Annotated in this window: 17 protein-coding genes; 9 read left to right on the top strand and 8 right to left on the bottom strand. The window is 61.2% G+C overall.

Translation table 11 applies throughout. From position 1 onward, the window contains the following. Positions 1-34: 34 nt before the first annotated feature. Positions 35-829 carry an enoyl-CoA hydratase/isomerase family protein gene (locus tag P3T25_RS03985; protein ID WP_408270924.1) on the bottom strand — a complete coding sequence of 265 codons (795 nt, stop codon included), beginning with the start codon at positions 827-829 and terminating at the stop codon, positions 35-37. Between the two features lie 140 nt (positions 830-969). Beyond that, complete coding sequence (locus P3T25_RS03980) at positions 970-2,166, bottom strand: amidohydrolase family protein (RefSeq protein ID WP_154558390.1); 1,197 nt, start codon at positions 2,164-2,166, stop codon at positions 970-972. On the opposite strand from P3T25_RS03980, the gene P3T25_RS03975 reads away from it, so the two are divergent. Together P3T25_RS03975 and P3T25_RS03970 are read left to right on the top strand one after the other, a co-directional pair. Then, positions 2,165-2,428: a hypothetical protein gene (locus P3T25_RS03975; protein WP_171926228.1), complete on the top strand. Its 264-nt coding sequence runs from the start codon at positions 2,165-2,167 to the stop codon at positions 2,426-2,428. The genes P3T25_RS03980 and P3T25_RS03975 overlap by 2 nt on opposite strands. After that, positions 2,418-3,896: an MFS transporter gene (locus P3T25_RS03970; RefSeq protein WP_429357547.1), complete on the top strand. Its 1,479-nt coding sequence runs from the start codon at positions 2,418-2,420 to the stop codon at positions 3,894-3,896. Before P3T25_RS03975 ends, P3T25_RS03970 begins: the two co-directional genes overlap by 11 nt. Before the next feature lie 82 nt (positions 3,897-3,978). Here P3T25_RS03970 and P3T25_RS03965 read toward each other — a convergent pair whose 3' ends face one another. Then, on the bottom strand, positions 3,979-4,776 hold the full coding sequence (locus tag P3T25_RS03965) for an IclR family transcriptional regulator (RefSeq protein WP_211700682.1): 798 nt from the start codon (positions 4,774-4,776) through the stop codon (positions 3,979-3,981). A 247-nt stretch (positions 4,777-5,023) separates the two neighbouring features. On the opposite strand from P3T25_RS03965, the gene P3T25_RS03960 reads away from it, so the two are divergent. Further along, positions 5,024-5,782 carry an SDR family NAD(P)-dependent oxidoreductase gene (locus P3T25_RS03960; RefSeq protein WP_211700681.1) on the top strand — a complete coding sequence of 253 codons (759 nt, stop codon included), beginning with the start codon at positions 5,024-5,026 and terminating at the stop codon, positions 5,780-5,782. Between the two features lie 13 nt (positions 5,783-5,795). Here the strand turns inward: P3T25_RS03960 and P3T25_RS03955 are convergent, their stop codons facing one another. Beyond that, entirely contained in the window at positions 5,796-7,037 is a 1,242-nt protein-coding gene (locus P3T25_RS03955) for a CaiB/BaiF CoA transferase family protein (RefSeq protein ID WP_429357546.1), read from the bottom strand. A 122-nt stretch (positions 7,038-7,159) separates the two neighbouring features. Continuing rightward, positions 7,160-7,954 (bottom strand): crotonase/enoyl-CoA hydratase family protein, encoded by a 795-nt coding sequence (locus tag P3T25_RS03950; protein ID WP_408270941.1) that lies wholly within the window; start codon positions 7,952-7,954, stop codon positions 7,160-7,162. Between the two features lie 241 nt (positions 7,955-8,195). On the opposite strand from P3T25_RS03950, the gene P3T25_RS03945 reads away from it, so the two are divergent. From P3T25_RS03945 to P3T25_RS03925, 5 genes are all read left to right on the top strand, one after another. Continuing rightward, positions 8,196-8,972 (top strand): enoyl-CoA hydratase, encoded by a 777-nt coding sequence (locus P3T25_RS03945; protein WP_429357545.1) that lies wholly within the window; start codon positions 8,196-8,198, stop codon positions 8,970-8,972. 107 nt (positions 8,973-9,079) lie between these two features. After that, positions 9,080-10,066, top strand: a complete 987-nt coding sequence (locus tag P3T25_RS03940; protein ID WP_429357544.1) for an NAD(P)H-dependent flavin oxidoreductase — start codon at positions 9,080-9,082, stop codon at positions 10,064-10,066. Beyond that, complete coding sequence (locus P3T25_RS03935) at positions 10,063-11,232, top strand: CaiB/BaiF CoA transferase family protein (RefSeq protein ID WP_429357543.1); 1,170 nt, start codon at positions 10,063-10,065, stop codon at positions 11,230-11,232. The genes P3T25_RS03940 and P3T25_RS03935 overlap by 4 nt, the downstream gene beginning before the upstream one ends. 34 nt (positions 11,233-11,266) lie before the next feature. Next, complete coding sequence (locus tag P3T25_RS03930) at positions 11,267-12,526, top strand: acetyl-CoA hydrolase/transferase family protein (RefSeq protein WP_429357542.1); 1,260 nt, start codon at positions 11,267-11,269, stop codon at positions 12,524-12,526. Between the two features lie 57 nt (positions 12,527-12,583). Further along, a complete protein-coding gene (locus P3T25_RS03925; RefSeq protein WP_429357541.1) occupies positions 12,584-13,780 on the top strand; it encodes an acetyl-CoA C-acetyltransferase in 1,197 nt (398 codons plus the stop codon). A 116-nt stretch (positions 13,781-13,896) separates the two neighbouring features. Here P3T25_RS03925 and P3T25_RS03920 read toward each other — a convergent pair whose 3' ends face one another. Continuing rightward, complete coding sequence (locus tag P3T25_RS03920) at positions 13,897-14,061, bottom strand: rubredoxin (protein ID WP_154558379.1); 165 nt, start codon at positions 14,059-14,061, stop codon at positions 13,897-13,899. A 134-nt stretch (positions 14,062-14,195) separates the two neighbouring features. On the opposite strand from P3T25_RS03920, the gene P3T25_RS03915 reads away from it, so the two are divergent. Continuing rightward, positions 14,196-15,101, top strand: coding sequence for an SDR family NAD(P)-dependent oxidoreductase (locus P3T25_RS03915; RefSeq protein WP_429357540.1), 906 nt, complete (start codon positions 14,196-14,198; stop codon positions 15,099-15,101). Positions 15,102-15,215: 114 nt separating this feature from the next. Here P3T25_RS03915 and P3T25_RS03910 read toward each other — a convergent pair whose 3' ends face one another. Continuing rightward, on the bottom strand, positions 15,216-16,079 hold the full coding sequence (locus tag P3T25_RS03910) for an HpcH/HpaI aldolase/citrate lyase family protein (protein WP_429357539.1): 864 nt from the start codon (positions 16,077-16,079) through the stop codon (positions 15,216-15,218). A gap of 70 nt (positions 16,080-16,149) precedes the next feature. Continuing rightward, positions 16,150-17,007, bottom strand: coding sequence for an FAS1-like dehydratase domain-containing protein (locus tag P3T25_RS03905; protein WP_429357538.1), 858 nt, complete (start codon positions 17,005-17,007; stop codon positions 16,150-16,152). Positions 17,008-17,108 lie beyond the last annotated feature (101 nt).

Genomic DNA, 17,108 nt, shown 5'->3' with positions numbered 1-17,108 from the left:
CGGAATGGCCCCGTCCCAACCAGGCGCAGGCTGCCTAGCGGCCCTTGAAAACCGGATCGCGCTTCTCGCGAAACGCATTCACCGCTTCCTGATGATCCTCTGTCTGATTGGACAGCGCCTCATAGGCGATAGACGCATCGAGTATCGAATGCGCCAGTTGCTTCAAACCAATGTTGATCGAGGTCTTGGTCCACTGGATGGCCAGCGAAGCACCCGATGCCAGACGCTTCGCCATCGTGGCTACGACCGCATCGAGTTCGTCGGCTGGAACGGCGTAGTTGATCAGGCCGAGACGGGCCGCCTCTTCTGCACCCAGCAGATCGCCGGTCAGCAGATATTCCTTGGCCTTCGCATAGCCGATGAGTTGCGGCCAGATGACCGCCCCGCCGTCACCCGCGACGAAACCCACCTTCACATGTGGATCGCCGATCTTCGCATGGTTTGCCGCGTAACTCAGATCGCAAAAAAGCGCGATGGTCGCCCCGAGTCCCACCGCGTGACCGTTGATCTTGGCAATGACGGGTTTCGGACAATCGAGCATCGAAAAGATGATTTTCTTTGCGCGCTGCATACCGGCAAGAAACTGCGACGGATCGTCGATCACCTGTTGCATGTGCTCGATATCGCCGCCGGCGCTAAATGCACGGCCGGCCCCCGTGAGCACGACAACCCGGGTTTCGGGATCTTCCGTAACGTCGACGAAGAGCCGCGAAAACTCGACGTCCATCTGTTCGTCGAACGCGTTCAACGTATCGGGCCGGTTGAGGGTAACGGTGAGGATGCCGCCGTCACGCTCCAGCAACAACGCCTGATAGTCCAGTAAATTCATGGCTAGCCTGTCCACAGTGACGCAAATGTGCGGGGGCGTTGCAGCTCCTCACTCGCGCTTGCGTAGTCATTTGATCAGTCAAAAAAGCTCGTGAAGCTTGCAGCCCGATGTCTCCCGTGTGGCGACACGATATCGAGCGGCTAGGCCCGGGCGGGCAGGAAGCGGCGCCCGTTGTCATACATGATTTTCCGGGTGTCCTCCTCGGACAACGGCCCGCACGCTTCGCTTGCGAAATCGATGGGTTCAGGAACGCCTTCTGCGTGCGGATAGTCGGAGCCCATCAACAGGAAGTCCGCCGAACCGGTCTGCTCGACGATCTGTGCCAGGTCGTCTTCCGGATACGCTACCACGAAGACATTTTCCTTGAAAATCTGGCTCGGCCGGCTCTTCAACTGACCACAGGGCCAGTAGCCATTCTTCGACATACCCCGGCACTTGTCCATCTTGACCAGCATGGATGGTACCCACTCCGCGCCGTTTTCCGCGCTGCACAGTTTGACGTTCGGAAAACGCTCGAAGAAATTGTAGAAGATGAAGGACGACAGCGTTTCGATCACGGGACGCTCGCCGTAACCATGCATCCACACAAAAGCGGTCTGGCGCTGGCGCGACTGCTGTACCGGTTCGCCCCATACGGCCATGTGGTCCTTCATGTAGATGGCTTCTGAAACGTGGAAAGTCACGCACACACCCGCCTCGTTCAGAATCGACCAGTACGGATCGAAATACGGGTCGCCAGGCGCGCGTCCATTGAACGGACCCATCGGCATCAGAATCACACGCACGCCATTCGCCACCAGCCATTTTGCTTCGGCGACGGCAGAGTCGAGATCGTCGAGCGTCACGATCGGCGTGCTGTAAATACGGTCCTTGTAGTTGAAGGTCCAGTCGTCGAGCATCCAGCGGTTGTACGCGTGCAGTACAGCGTTTGCCGCAACGGGTTCGTTCAGATAGGAAATGCACGCCACCATTTCGCCGACATACATCGTGCACGCCTCGACGCCGAACTCATCCATTTTCTTCAGACGCGCATCACGGTTGAACATGTCCGGAGTCGGAGGCACCCGCATTTCGACGTTGCTCTGGCCGTCCTTCATGGCTCGCAGCCATTCGTGCAGTTTCCCCGGCGGCGGCACGAGCCCTTCTGCCGACGTGTAGCCTTCGCTGATCTCCACCTTGCGATCGCCGACGTACATGCAGCGGTTTCCTTCTGCGGTAACCCGGCTGGTAAAGCCCCATTCTTTCTTGAACTTCTCGGGCAGGTACCGGCTGAACGCATCCTCCACTTCGTAGAAATGCGTGTCGGCGTCGTAGATCTTTCCTTGGTAGGTCTGCATGAAAAAGTCTCCTGTCGATATGAAGCGAGCAATCAATGCCGCGCCTGTTGGCCTGCTGATACCAGAGTATCGGCACACGCAGTCGACGTTCAAACCCCCATATCGAAACCAGAAAGACCGATACCGGATTGATATCGGCGAAAGCGACCATCACAATGCGCAGGACATACGCGAAATATTTTATGTAACTATGCGCACGGTGTTCAACTATGAGAAAATGAACAAAAGCCGACCTAAAAAGGAGACATCCAATGCACGCTGATGCACTGCCGCAATCGTCTTCGCGTCAACCGCTCGTCGAGGGTCCTCGACGCTGGTTCCTGCTTGCGCTACTGATATCGGCGGTCTCGGCGTCAGCCGGCATCACCGTGATTTACACGATGCTCGTGACGCTCTACAGGGTTTTCCCCGGATCAGCCTCGGTTGGCTGGACGGTGACCGCGTACTGGCTCGGCGCGGCGGTCTTCGCGGCAATCTGTGGACGGCTGGGGGATCTGCTCGGCTACCGGCGTGTCCTGCTCATGGTACTCGCGATCGCTACCGTGGGAGGCATCGTGTCGGCATGCGCGCCAAACCTCGCCGTGCTGATCGCCGGCTGCGTGATGCAGTCGATCGCGTCGGGCATCACACCGCTTTCCATGGGGCTCGTCCGCGAAAATCTGCCGGCCCGCGATATACCTTCGGCAGTCGGACTTGTCACCGCGGCCGGCATGGTCTCGGCCGGATTGATCTACATTTGCGCCGGTATCGTGATAGATCGCTACTCATGGCAAGGCGGGTTCTGGCTGAAAGTCGTGCTGTGCGTGATGACAATCGCGGCGGTACGTTTGTGCGTGCCGAAATCGAGCCCCAGGCCCGGCACGCAAATCGATTTCGTGCGCGGCCTCGCCTTCGCGCCGGCGTTGTGTGCGATTCTCTTTGCGGTGCAGCAAATCCACACATGGGGACTGCGGGATCCGCGAACCGCCGGCTTGCTGATCGGTGGCGCGGTGATACTGTGGTTCTGGGCGCGGCATCAGCGCAGCGTGGCGGATCCGCTTATCAACATCCGCTTACTGGCCAAACGCCAGGTGATCCTCGCGAACGCCTGCATGATGTGCATCGCGGTCGGCGCCATGCAACTCGGACAGGTGTTCTCGCTCTTTTTGCAGCAGCCGGCGTGGACACGGGCCGGGTTCGGACTGACAGCGACCGGCGCGGGCCTCCTCATGTTCACCTTTAACGTCACCGCGATGCTCGCCAGTCCGTGGAGCGGTCGCGTTGCCGCACGCCATGCCGCGCGGCCGGCGGCGCTGATCGGCATGACCATGCTGGTGGTTGCCTGGGCGTGCCTGATCCCGCTTCATCGCAGTGTGGTGCTGTTCGTTCCAGGCGCGATGCTCTGTTCGTTCGGGCTCGCCTTTGCGCAGACCGCTGTCTACAACCTGATTATCGAAGCCACACCCGCGCAACAGACAGGCGAAGCGACCGGCCTGCTCTACGTGTTTTTCTCGTGCTTCTTCGCAGTTGGCGCGCAAGCGGTTTTCACGCTGCTGCAGGGCGCCTCCGTGAGCAACGGCGGCGCCTCGTTTCCGGCGGCGCAAAGCTATGTGGTGGTGTTTGGCTATGTTGCCGGCAGTGCGCTGCTAGGGCTCTTTATCGCGTATGCGTTGCCGAAGCGTCGCGGCCCGGAACACCGTCCCAATGTTATCGAAGGCGCCGGCCTGAGCGGCCCTGCACGCATGCAATGAATCAGAGCGGCACCCTCTCACGGGCGCCGCTGTTTGGGGCCCGTGAGAGCGCCGTGAAGAAGCGTGAGGCGCCTCGCCGGGCTTACTCTTCTTCGCTCGCCTTACCCAAGGCCGAGGCCCGCTGTGCGACCGCAAGCATCTGTTCCTCGAGATGCTTGCGTTGGCGATCGAACCGCTCCAGCGGCGCACCGACTGCCATCGCCGCGATCACCTCACCGTTCGGCCCGAAAATCGGCGACGACAGACCCGCCGAGTCGGGCAGCAGTTCGCCGCGGCTGACCGACAAACCCGTCTCCACAATATGCTGCAGTTCCTCGCGCAGGACTTTCTTGTTGACTGTGGTTTGCTCCGTATGACGCTCGAGTTTGACGGTGCGCAGGTACTCGGTCACAAATTCGTCCGGCGCATAAGCCAGCAGAACGCGTCCGGCAGCAGTGCAATACAGCGGCCGGCGCATGCCGACAATCATCGAGTATCGAATGGACTGTGCGCTTTCGATGACGTCGACGTACGTAATGACCTTATGCTCCGGATCGAGGACACCGATATAGACCGTCTCGTGAGTCCGCTCCGACAGTTCGACCAGATACGGACGCAGCATCTTCGAGAAATTCCATACGGCCATCACATTCGCGGACAGCCGGAAAATGGACGGCCCCAGCCGGTAACGGCCACCGTCGTGCATCAGAAACCCTTCTGCCACAAGCGGCCGCAACAGATTCAACAAGCTACTCTTGGGCGACTCCAGTGCGACGTTCAGTTCTGCCAGCGACATCCCGTCCGACGCTTTAGCCAACACATCGAACAACCCGAGCAGACGAGTCAGCGAACGCGGTCCGGTTACATCCTTGTCAGCCGAAGCCAGGATTTCTTTCGACATATCACTCCCCTTCCATTTGATCGCACCCATTATAAATGAACCATTCACATAGTCTCACGTCGGTCGCCGGTTTAGCATACATATTCCTGGAGGATTCGGGATTACGCCAAGACCATAAAAAGGCATGCTTGCATTATAATTGAACGACGTTCACAAATGTGTTCGACACGATGCTGTCCTGCATCATGAGCCGGTTTGATCCGCATCGTGCGAGCGTTCAATAGTCGTATCGCGAAGGAGTTGATTCATGAGTGCACTCAAGGACCGGGTTGCCATCATCACTGGCGGCGGGCAAGGATTAGGACTGGGGATTGCAATTGCGCTGGCCAGCGAGGGTGCAAACCTCGTTCTGACGGGACGCACCGAAACGAAGCTGCGAAAGGCCGAAACTATGCTGAAGGAACACGGCGTTCAGGTACTCGTGGTGCCTGGCGACACGCGCAAGCGTGCCGATGCAGATAAAACGGTGGCTCTCGCCATCGAGCATTTCGGGCGTATCGACGTTCTTGTCAACAACGCACAAAGCAGCACGCCGGGCGTGCCGCTGGAAGCGGTAACCGATGAAAACTGGTGCGAAACGCTCGAGTCCGGTCTCTACGGCACGTTGTATTTCATGCAGGCCGTACTGCCTCACATGAAGCAGCAAGGTTCCGGCCGGATCGTCAATTTCGCCTCGCGCACCGGCATTGAGGGTACGCAGGGATTCGCGCCGTACGCTGCAGCCAAGGAAGGTATCCGGGCCTTGTCGCGAGTCGCCGCGCGCGAATGGGGGCCCTTCGGCATCACGGTCAACGTGGTGTGTCCCGCGGCGCTCACGCCTGCCGCCGATGCCTATCTGGAAGCGAATCCGGTAGAGCGCGCGCGTTATCTGGCCGAAATCTCGCTGGGCCGTTTCGGCGATCCGGAGAAGGATATTGGACGAGTCGTTGCATTCCTTTGCAGCGAGAGCGCGGGTTACGTGACAGGACAGACCCTCAATGTCGATGGCGGACAGACGATGCTTTAGTTACGCCGCGGGATCAAATGACCTTGCGTGCACGCAGTGCATCGATTTCCGCACTCGACATGTCCAGCAGATCGCGCAGCACGATTTCGGTATGCTGGCCGAGCATCGGCGGCGGCATGTACGCATCGATCGGAGTGCCGGACATCTTCACTGGGTTGGCGACCATGCGTACTGCATCGTTTGACAGCGGATGCGCGACCTCCACGCACATCTGCCGTGCCTGGACATGCGGATCCGCGAACACCTGCTCCAGGTTGTTGATCGGACCCGCCGGCACACCTGCGGCATCTAGTGCAACCAGCAATTCGTCACTCCGCCACTGCGCGATCAGCGGCTCGAACGCTTCACCGAGCGCCCGGCGGTTCCTAACCCGCAGCGCGATCTCGCTAAAACGCGGGTCCGTGGCGAGTTCCGGGTGATCGAGTACCTTGCATAGCCGCGCGTACTGCTCGTTGTTCCCCGCCACGATCATGATGTCGCGATCCGCGCACCGGAACATCCGGGACGGCATGCCTCCGTTCCCCTCGGTGCCGCGCCGCACCGGCACCTCGCCGGACACCAGGTACTGGCTCGCATAGTGCGAGGTGGCAGCGATCATCGAGTCCAGCAGCGAGAGGTCGATGTACTGCCCTTCGCCGCTTTGCTCGCCGCCTGCATCACGATGATAGAGGGCCGCCACGATCGCGGACGCCGCGTACTGGCCGCACAGAATATCCGCGAGGCTCGGACCGGTTTTCATGGGACCACCGCCGGGCATGTCGTCGCCGTTGCCTGTGATGCTCATCAGGCCACCCATCGCCTGGAAGATCGAATCGTAGCCCGGCCGCGGACTGTACGGCCCCGTCTGCCCGAAACCTGTGATCGAGCAGTAAACGAGGCGCGGATTGACGAGCTTGAGACTTGCATAATCGAGCCCGTAGCGCTTCAGGTCCCCCACCTTGTAGTTTTCCAGCAGCACGTCGCATTTCGCCGCGAGCGACCGGATCAACGCCTGCCCGTCCGGGGTGGCGATGTCGCAGGTAATCGACTTCTTGCCCCGGTTTGCGCTGATGAAAAAGGTCGATTCACGCGTGTCGTTGCCATCGCGATCTTTCAGGAACGGCGGACCAAACTGGCGCGAATCGTCACCCTTACCCGGGCGTTCCACCTTGATCACTTCCGCCCCCAGATCCGCCAGCATCTGCGCGCCCCATGGGCCTGCGAGAATGCGGCTCAGATCGAGCACGCGAATCCCGGACAACGCACCTTTCGTCATATCGAATCGTTTCCGTTGAATTCGTACCGGACGCTGCGTCCGGACCTGTCGTCTTCCAGCGTCGGGGGCGCTCGCCTGCGCCCCGCCTTTTATCGTGGCCGTTTGCCTTGCTTGCCGCCAGACTAGCGCCCAATGAATCTCGCGGTACGCCTTTCGACAAACGACTGCACGCCTTCCCTCGCGTCTTCCGTGTTGTAAAGAATCTGTTGGGTCGACTGGATCTTCGAATACGCGTCCAGCCATCCCGACCCAAGCGACACGCGGGCATTGGCCATGGTAGCCTGCACGGCCAGCGGAGCCTGCGCGGCAATACGCTCCGCGATTTCCAGCGCCCGCCCGAACTCCTCACCCGCCGGCACCACTTCCTGCACGAAATTCATGCGATACGCGTCCTGTGCCGTGAATTCGTCGCCAGTGAGCAGGATCTTCATTGCGTTACCCCACCCTGCGCGATCCACCATCCGGATCGTCGCACCACAGCCTGCCATGATGCCGCGCTTGACCTCCATCTGCGAAAAGCGGCAATTGTCGGCGGCCACCGCCACCTCGGACGCCAGCATCAGCTCGACAGCCACCGTAAAACTGATTCCCTTCAGCGCGATCACCACCGGCTTCTTGCGTAACGGTTCGCGCAGATTGAACGGGTCGACTTCGCCAACCGGAAGCAATGGCTTGCCTTCGCGGCGCAACGGCACGATCTTCGGCATGTCGAGGCCAGCGGTGAAGTGATCGCCCTCGGCGTAAAGCAGCCCGCAGAAAAGATCGGGACTCGCTTCGAGAAGCGTGTACGCCTTGGCCAGTTCCTCGAACATTTTAGGGGTAAAGCCGTTGCGCTTTTCCGGACGATCGATGCCGATCAACAGAATATGGCCGCGCTGCTCCGTACGTATCTGTCCGTCCTCATGGCGTGTCGTCATGCCGTGCCTCCTTGCGTCATTGTGATGGAGCGCTAGCTCGAAGCTCGATTGACAAAGCCTCATCGCGCATTCACAATTATAAACACCGTTCAAATAACGAGCAAGCCCGCACACCGCCGATCCGTCCAGATTTGTGCTGCGATGCAGCGCGCCGGAACTCGCTGCGGGTACCGATGCATGCCTCGTCGCCGGGACGGCATGCTGGCATACGTGTTCATCCGGATTCATGCGAGGAAAACTCATGGCCTATGAAACGCTCATCGTCGAAACACGCGGCAAGACCGGTCTCATCAAGCTCAATCGGCCGCAAGCGTACAACGCGCTAAACAACCAGTTGACGAATGAGTTGACTGCTGCGCTCGACGCTTTCGAAGCCGACGAAGCGATCGGTGCAATCGTACTGACCGGAAGTGAAAAAGCCTTTGCCGCCGGCGCCGACATCAAGATGATGGGCGAGTGGACCTACATGGACGTGCTCAAGAACCAGTTCATCACGTCTAACTGGGAACGCACGGCACGTTGCCGGAAACCCGTGATCGCCGCTGTGGCCGGCCTCGCGCTGGGAGGCGGTTGCGAACTGGCGATGATGTGCGACTTCATTCTCGCCGCCGACAACGCCCGCTTCGCGCTGCCTGAAATCACGCTGGCCACCATTCCCGGCGCTGGCGGCACGCAACGTCTCACACGCGTGCTCGGCAAATCGAAGGCGATGGAGATGATCCTCACCGGACGCAAGATGGATGCCGTCGAAGCCGAACGCTGCGGGCTGGTTAGCCGCGTCGTGCCCCTCGATGAGTTGCTGGACGAAGCGTTGAAGACAGCGGACGTCATCGCCGGATTCTCGCAACCTGTCGTTGCAATTGCGAAGGAATGTGTCAATCGCGCCTACGAGTCGAGTCTCGCCGAAGGAATCCTGTTCGAAAGGCGAATGGCCTATTCGACCTTCGCCACTGAAGACCGCAAGGAAGGCATGGCCGCATTCGCCGAAAAGCGCAAACCCGTGTTTCGCCATTGCTGAGCACCATGCGCACGCATGAACTTGCAGTCGCCTGAATCAGTTGAACGACACCCGCTCGACTGATCCTTTTCAACCTGTCATTCGCTATCCTGGCTTCACGACCGACCATGAGCTCTCAAAAGAATCGCATCACCGAACTGCTCGGCATCGACTACCCGATCATCCAGGGCGGCATGCGCTGGGTGGCTCGCGCGGAACTCGCGGCGGCGGTCGGTAATGCCGGCGGACTCGGCTTCATTTCCGCGCACACCCATGCGAGCGCCGACGCACTGGCGCGGGAGATCGACCAGGTGCGCGCGCTCAGCGACAAACCGTTTGGTGTGAATCTGACGCTGCTCGGCAGTAACGCCGGGCTCGACTATGACGGCTACGTGCGCACCATCATCGACCGAAGGGTACCGGTTGTCGAAACCGCCGGCAGCAATCCCGCAAAGTACATCGAAACGTTCAAGGCAAACGGCGTCAAAGTGATCCATAAATGCGTCGCCGTACGGCACGCGTTGAAGGCTGAAGTGCTCGGCGCTGACGCGGTGAGCATCGACGGATTCGAATGCGCGGGGCATCCAGGCGAAGACGATATTCCGGGGCTGATCCTGATCCCCGCCGCCGCGGACAAGCTGAAGATTCCGCTGCTCGCCTCAGGCGGCTTCGCGGATGGCCGGGGCCTGATGGCCGCGCTCGCGCTCGGTGCGGACGGTATCAATATGGGCACACGCTTCATGCTCACGCAGGAATCGCGCGTGCATCCCGCGATCAAGCAACGCCTGCTGGAAGCCACCGAACGCGACACCTTGCTGGTTGGACGCACGCTCCGCGATTCGAGCCGTGTGATCAAGAACACCGTCAGTCTCGCGGCAATCGAACTGGAGAACGCAGGCGGCGCCACCGTCGCCGACCTGTATGCGCTGACCGGTGCGACCCGCTGGATGGACGCATTCGCGAGCGGCGACGTTGAAGGCGGCGCCTTTCCGGCCGGCATGGTGACAGGCCTGATTCACGATCTGCCCACCTGCGCCGAACTGATCGCGCGAATCATGCAGCAGGCCGCCGCAATCGCGCAACGGCCCTTCGCATTCGAGGTGCCCGCCGCATGAAGCTTGCGGGTGTTCGCGTCGTCGATCTGTCGCAGTTCATGCCTGGGCCGATGCTCGCATCGAATCTTGCCGACCATGGCGCCGACGTCATCAAACTGGAACCGCTGACGGGCGAGGCGGCACGCGGGCCGCTCGAGTCGGACAGCGAGTTCTTTGTGGCGCTCAATCGCGGCAAGCGCAGCATCGCAGTGGATCTGAAACACCCCGACGGCCTCGCCATCGCGCGTAAACTGATCGACGCGGCCGACGTCGTCATCGAGTCGTCACGGCCGGGTGTGGCGGCGCGCCTGGGCATCGATTACGACACGGTGAGCCGCACCAATGCGCGCCTCGTCTACTGTTCGCTGACCGCATTCGGCCAGACCGGCCCGCTTGCGCAAATGCCCGCGCACGACCCGGTCATCCAGGCCATGGCCGGCACATTGCCGCGCGATGAGCGCGGCGTGCCCGTGACCTCAGGCGCCTCGCTTGCCGCGCTGGCCGGTTCGTTGACGGCGTTATCCGCCGTGTTGATGGCCTTGTTGCATGCGCGTGAAACGGGTGCGGGAGACTTCGTCGATATTTCACTGTACGACGCCGCGCTGTGCGCACAGCCGCATTTGACCGCTCGCGCGCTCAACCCTGCAGCAAGCGGTCCGGTCGACAGTGCATACGGTAGCAACGCGATTGCCCTACTCGCAGCGTATCAGACGCGCGATGCGCAATGGCTTTGCCTGGGTGGACGCGAACTCGACTTCGCGACCAATCTGCTGACGCCGCTAGGCCGCCCGGATCTGATTAGCGTCGCGGTCGGACCGGCCGGCGCAGCACAAGCCGGGCTAAGCGCCTTCCTGACGAGGAGGTTCCTGACACGCACACTGAGCGAATGGCTTGCGTGGTTCGAAGGCCGTCGTATCAGTGTCGCGCCTGTGATGACCCTGACCGATGCGCTAGCGCAGCCACACACGCAGGCCCGTCAGATGGTGAACATCGATGCGAACGGCCGCCGGCATCTTGGCAGCGCGATCCGGTTCCAGCGCGATCCGGCACAACCATCACTGTCGATTCCGGCCATCGGCGAGCACACAGCGGAGATTCTCGACACGCTCGGCTACGCCGACGAACACATCGCCGCGCTTGGTGCTGCCGGCGTCATTCGCACGCAGAATGCCGTCGCGAAGACATAGCGCCGAGCCATTCCGTTCGCCCTCCGTCAGCCTCATGCCCATACTCCTGCAAGCCGGCTCCATCGACTTTCGCTCCATCGTCCGCCCTGGCGACAACATCATGTGGGGTCAGGCGAACGCGGAACCAGTGCCGCTGACTCAGGCACTCATTGCGCAGCGACGGGAGATCGGCCGGTTCCGTGTGTTTCTGGGCGCGAGCACCACCGATACATGCCGGCCTGAACACGCCGACTGCATCGACTTCGTTTCCTACTGCGGCTCCGGCGCCAATCGCGCTTTGGCGCGGGCCGGCGCACTTGATGTGTTGCCGTGCCACTACTCGCAATTCCCGCAGATGATGCGCTCCGGCCCACTCAAAATCGACGTGCTGCTGCTGCAACTGGCACCTCCGGATCATGAAGGCCGCTACAGCCTGTCGATCGCGCACGAGTATCTCGTTCCGGCGCTGGACACCGCCCGCGTCATCGTCGCGGAAATCAACGAGCAGGCACCGTGGACGTATGGCGAGCGCTATCTGCGACACGCCGACCTCGACTTCATTCTGCCGACATCGCGCGCGCCGCTTGAAAATCCCCCCAGCAGAATCGGCGAAGTCGAACTGGCGATCGCGACCCATGTTGCCGGTTTGATCGAGGACGGCTCAACGCTTCAATTCGGGCTCGGTGCGATTCCCGAAGCCGTGCTTGCGCGTCTGTCCGACCGGCGCAACCTGGGGGTTCACTCGGGTGCGATCGGAGACAAGGTCGCCGATCTGATGGACGCCGGGGTGATCAACAACACGCGCAAGAATGTCGACAGGGGTTTGACAATTGCCGGCGTGATGATGGGCGGCCGCCGCATTCATGGGTTCGCACATCGCAACCCGGCCGTACAGTTTCGCTCAACGAACTACACGCACAATCCTGACGTACTGGCCCGCATCGACCGTTTTGTCGCTCTGAATTCGGCGCTCGAAGTCGACCTCAGCGGGCAGATCAACGCAGAAGTGGCCAACGGCAGCTACGTCGGCGCCGTAGGCGGCGCACTCGATTTCCTGCGCGGCGCACGGCATGCCAGAGGCGGCCTGCCCGTAGTCGCGATGCCGTCGACAGCAGGCAAGGCCGCAAGCCGCATTGTCGCGACGCTCAGCGGCCCCGTCAGCACGCCGCGCAGCGATGCCGGCATCATCGTCACCGAATACGGCGTCGCGGACCTGCGCGGACTCACCTTGAAACAGCGACGCGAGCGCCTGCTGTCGATCGCCCACCCCGACTACCGGGCCGCGCTCGAATGCTCAAACGCCGGAGCCCTCTGACGCAATCCGGTCGCCACGCAGCCGGCGACAAGATCCACACCCATTGAAGGAACGCATATGAAACGCGCAGCGATCGTCTCTCCCGTACGCACGCCGGTCGGCACTTTTGGCGGCAGCTTGCGCAGCGTGCCGGTCGAGGAACTGGGCGCACTGGTGACCCAGGAAGTCCTCAAACGCACCGGGCTCGATCCCATGCGGATCGACGACGTGGTGTTCGCGCAGTCGTACGCGAACAGCGAAACGCCTTGCGTGGGACGCTGGATCGCCTTGCAAGCCGGACTGCCGGTCGAAGTACCCGGCATGCAGCTTGACCGGCGTTGCGGCGGCGGACTCCAGGCGCTCGCGACGGCCGCCATGATGGTCCAGACCGGCGCGGCCGATGTCGTGCTGGCGGGCGGTGTCGAGAGCATGAGCAACATCGAGTACTACAGCACCGACATGCGATGGGGTGCACGCGCGGGTTCGGTACAGTTCCACGACCGGCTCGCGCGTGGCCGCGAACGCTCGCAACCGGAGGCGCGCTTCGGACACATTTCGGGAATGATAGAAACAGCTGAAAACCTCGCCAACGACTTTCACATCAGCCGTGAAGAAGCCGACGAATATGCGGTGCGCAGCCATCGCCGCGCTGCTCAAGCCTGGGCGTCAGGCCGCATGGCAGCCGAAACAGTGGCGGTCACCGTCCCGCAGAAAAAAGCCGCCCCGCTCGTCTTTGCGCAGGACGAAGGCTTTCGCGAGGACGCCAGCATGGAGAGCCTCGGCAAGCTGCGGGCACTGATCCCGGGTGGCACCGTCACCGCAGGCAATTCCAGCCAGCAAAACGATGCGGCAGCCGCGTGTCTCGTCGTCGCGGAGGACAAACTCGAAGCACTCGGTCTGGAGCCGATGGCGTATCTGAATGGCTGGGCCGCGGCGGGCTGCGAGCCGTCGCGCATGGGAATCGGCCCCGTGCCCGCCGTCCAGAAACTGATGGCACGCACCGGCTTGTCGATCGATCAGATGGATCTTGTCGAACTGAACGAAGCATTCGCCTGCCAGGTGCTGGCGGTACTCAAAGGATGGGGATGGAACGACCCGGAGCGGCTCAACGTCAACGGTTCCGGCATCTCGCTGGGTCATCCGATCGGCGCCACGGGTGTCCGCATGATGACCACGCTGCTCTTCGAACTGCAACGGCGCAAGGGTCGCTACGGTCTCGAGGCAATGTGCATAGGCGGTGGTCAGGGGCTGGCAGCAATATTCGAGCGGGCTTAAGACGCGCAACAAACCGCTTCGCACGGCAACGCTCAATGCGTTGACCCGCGGCTAATCGATTGTGATCGTGATCGTGGCGACGTTATCCGCGCAACCGTACTGCACGGCTGCAAGCATCACACTTCAATCATCACGAAGTCCGCCTTCGCCGCCCCGCATTCCGGGCAGACCCAGTCTTCGGAAATGTCCGCCCAGCGGGTGCCAGGCGGAAAGCCTTCGGCGGGAAGGCCGACGGATTCGTCGTAGAAAAATCCACAAAAGATGCATTGCCACTGTTTCATCGATGTCGTCCTGCGGGGTTTAAGTGAAGAGTCGACGCATCGCCCTTCCGTTCACAATATGCAACGATGTTCAGTTTTGTTATTATAGGCTGACGGATTTTCTACATCAACGCCTGAAACGAATGGAGACGACAGTGAGCGATATCGTGAAAGACAAGGTGGTGGTCGTAACCGGAGCGGGAGCGGGCATCGGCCGCGATTTCGCGCTGCAGTTCGCGGCGGCCGGCGCGAAAGTGGTGGTCAACGATCTGGGGCGTCATGCGGAAAGTGGCGAGTTCGCGGCACAGCGCGTCGTCGCGGAAATCCGGGAAGCAGGCGGCGAAGCCGTGGCGAGTACGGATAGCGTGGCCGAATGGGATTCGGCGCAAAAGATCGTGCAGGCAGCGCTCGACACCTTCGGGAGAGTCGATTGCGTGATCAACAATGCGGGCATCGTACGCGACCGTATGTTCTTCAACATGAGCCCGGAAGAATGGAAGGCCGTTGTCGACGTGCATCTGAACGGTTCGTTTTTTGTGGCGCGCGCCGCCGCACCGCACTTCAAGGCGCAGAACGGCGGCAGCTACGTTCACATGACTTCCACCTCCGGTCTGATCGGCAATATCGGCCAGGCCAACTACTCGGCGGCGAAGATGGGCGTCGTGGGCCTATCGAAGTCGATCGCGCTCGACATGGCGAAGTTCAATGTGCGCTCAAACTGTATCGCGCCATGGGCATGGACCGCGATGACCGCATCGATTCCGTCCGAGACGCCCGAGCAGAAGGCGCGCGTCGAGATCATGAAGAAAATGGAAGCGCGCAAGGTGGCGCCGCTTGCGGTCTATCTGGCGTCGGATCGCGCGGCGAAGGTATCGGGGCAGATCTTCGGTGCACGTGCTAACGAAATCTATTTCTTCAACCAGATCCGCATGGTGCGCTCGCTGCATCGCGATGGCGGCTGGACCCCGGAGTCGATCGCCGAACAGGTGATGCCCGCGTTCGAGTCGAGCTTCTTCCCGAACGTGCCGTCACTCACATTGACGCCTTGGGATCCGGTTTAATACGGTCCCGACACGTCACCAGCCGCGAGCGACCTTGATGGCCGGCCGCTCAGCCGCGGCTGGTTGTTCTGCCGCACAGCGACTCGATCCAGGCGCGCGGCAAAGCGGCGATCTCTATCCGACACACGATTCACTAACGCAACCGCTGTCCGGTGCGTTGCTATTCAGTGCGCCGGTCGAGCCACCTGCCATCGCCAACTGACGCCGCGCCTTGAGCAGAACCGGCAGATCCACCATCCGTCCGTCGACGGACACCGCGCCGCCGCCAGCACGCTCAAATGCTTCGACCACTTCCCGCGCCTTCGCTAGTTCATCCTCGCCCGGACTGAACGAGGCATTGACCTGAGCTACCTGCTTCGGATGGATGCACAGCTTGCCGCCGAAACCCAGGCGTCGCGCGGCCGATGCATCTGCCGCGAGTTGCGCGGTGTCATCGAGCGTTACGGTTACGCCATCCACTGGCGGCAGCAGACCTGCGACCCGCGACGCCAGAACGATCCTCGAGCGGGCATAGAGGAGCGCATCCCATGAACCTGAGCAATCCAGATCCAGTTCTAGATCGACCGAACCGAATACGAGCCGCTCCACGCCGGGCGCCCTGGCCACCTCGAGAACCTGCCACACGCCGAGTGCCGATTCGACGATCGGCAGAATCGGCTTGCCGCTCACGCGCGCAACATTAAGAAGAGCTTCCGCGCTCTCCGCTTTCGGCAATACGACGCCATCGATGCCGCGCGCCGTGAGCAACGCCAGGTCGTCATCGAACCATGGCGTACCGAAGCCGTTGATGCGCACGAGCACGCGCGTGGTCGATGCGCCGAATGCCGATGCGCCATCCGCGACATATTGACGAGCCTGCGCCTTGTCCGCTTCAGCGACCGCATCTTCGAGATCCACGATCACGGTATCGGCGCCAGAAGTGAGCGCTTTGCTAAAACGCTCAGGCCGTATCCCCGGAACAAACAGAAATGAACGCATAACGCCCCATGAAAATTAACGTCAGATGCCGGAAATAGCCGGTGTCCGCTATCGGCGACAACGCTGACAGTTACCCCAGAACGGCCTCCGCTTGCATGCGCAAGGTGCCGTCGCTACCTGCGATCCACAGTTTGAGCGTCTTGCCGTCATCGCTGTCCGGACGTCCACAAACAACGAATGGCGCCGTGTCGATCACCGGACTGACTGCGCGAAACGAAAACGCCACGACCCGCGCGCCGGGAAGAGCCGATCGCACCAGATCCAGCAGCAGCGTCGCCAGAAACGGGCCGTGCACCACAAGCCCCTGATAGCCTTCCTGCTCCATTGCATAGGGCCTGTCGTAGTGAATGCGATGACCGTTGAGCGTCAATGCGGAATAGCGGAACAACTGCACGGGATCCGGATGGATCTCCCGCGTCCATTGCGCGCCTTCGGGAGCCGGCTGGAGTGCGGGCAGCTTTTCACCCGGGACAGGATGATCGCGATAGACAATGTCCTGATGCTCCGTGATCGCCACGCCTGCCGCATCGCTGATCTGATGCAGCACCTTGACGAACACCAGGTCGCCACTTCGACCTTGCTTGTGCGCCACGTCCGCGATCGTCGACAAGCGGATGATCGCATCGCCAGCCTTCAGCTCCCGTAAAAACGTCAACTGACTGCCCGCCCACATTCGCCGCGGCAAGGCCACCGGCGGCAGGAAACCGCCGCGCTTCGGATGTCCGTCCGGACCCACCAGCGACTGCCGGTGCAACGGCAAAAAGTAGAGCCAATGCCATAACGGAGGCAATGCATTGCCGGGCGCGACCGAGGTGTCTTCTTTGTCAAGCGTGGCGGCAAGTGCGGCGATCGGCGTCGGGCCAAGCGTGTCGGAAACGCGCTCGCTTCTGCCGATCCACTGCTGTAAATGCGCGGTATCGATCGCCATAGGTCACTAGTACCGCTGCACAGAGGTTATGACAGTTTGGCTGGGTTGTAGGACAGGCAAGCAATTATGGTCAACGAGCAGTTTGATGCTGCGAGCGATGC

The organism is Paraburkholderia sp. GAS32 (assembly GCF_050434225.1).
Lineage (GTDB): Bacteria > Pseudomonadota > Gammaproteobacteria > Burkholderiales > Burkholderiaceae > Paraburkholderia > Paraburkholderia madseniana.
The sequence above is the reverse complement of the archived record's forward strand: the minus strand, read 5'-3'. Positions and strand labels throughout refer to the sequence as shown.

Bases quoted from the DNA above. Each gene is read 5' to 3' on its own strand.
- P3T25_RS03905 (WP_429357538.1), bottom strand. From the start codon at position 17,007: ATGGCGATCGATACCGCGCATTTACAGCAGTGGATCGGCAGAAGCGAG.
- P3T25_RS03930 (WP_429357542.1), top strand. From the start codon at position 11,267: ATGCCCATACTCCTGCAAGCCGGCTCCATCGACTTTCGCTCCATCGTC.
- P3T25_RS03950 (WP_408270941.1), bottom strand. From the start codon at position 7,954: ATGACGACACGCCATGAGGACGGACAGATACGTACGGAGCAGCGCGGC.
- P3T25_RS03925 (WP_429357541.1), top strand. From the start codon at position 12,584: ATGAAACGCGCAGCGATCGTCTCTCCCGTACGCACGCCGGTCGGCACT.
- P3T25_RS03965 (WP_211700682.1), bottom strand. From the start codon at position 4,776: ATGTCGAAAGAAATCCTGGCTTCGGCTGACAAGGATGTAACCGGACCG.
- P3T25_RS03970 (WP_429357547.1), top strand. From the start codon at position 2,418: ATGCACGCTGATGCACTGCCGCAATCGTCTTCGCGTCAACCGCTCGTC.
- P3T25_RS03935 (WP_429357543.1), top strand. From the start codon at position 10,063: ATGAAGCTTGCGGGTGTTCGCGTCGTCGATCTGTCGCAGTTCATGCCT.
- P3T25_RS03975 (WP_171926228.1), top strand. From the start codon at position 2,165: ATGAAAAAGTCTCCTGTCGATATGAAGCGAGCAATCAATGCCGCGCCT.
- P3T25_RS03940 (WP_429357544.1), top strand. From the start codon at position 9,080: ATGAGCTCTCAAAAGAATCGCATCACCGAACTGCTCGGCATCGACTAC.
- P3T25_RS03920 (WP_154558379.1), bottom strand. From the start codon at position 14,061: ATGAAACAGTGGCAATGCATCTTTTGTGGATTTTTCTACGACGAATCC.
- P3T25_RS03960 (WP_211700681.1), top strand. From the start codon at position 5,024: ATGAGTGCACTCAAGGACCGGGTTGCCATCATCACTGGCGGCGGGCAA.
- P3T25_RS03980 (WP_154558390.1), bottom strand. From the start codon at position 2,166: ATGCAGACCTACCAAGGAAAGATCTACGACGCCGACACGCATTTCTAC.
- P3T25_RS03945 (WP_429357545.1), top strand. From the start codon at position 8,196: ATGGCCTATGAAACGCTCATCGTCGAAACACGCGGCAAGACCGGTCTC.
- P3T25_RS03985 (WP_408270924.1), bottom strand. From the start codon at position 829: ATGAATTTACTGGACTATCAGGCGTTGTTGCTGGAGCGTGACGGCGGC.
- P3T25_RS03910 (WP_429357539.1), bottom strand. From the start codon at position 16,079: ATGCGTTCATTTCTGTTTGTTCCGGGGATACGGCCTGAGCGTTTTAGC.
- P3T25_RS03955 (WP_429357546.1), bottom strand. From the start codon at position 7,037: ATGACGAAAGGTGCGTTGTCCGGGATTCGCGTGCTCGATCTGAGCCGC.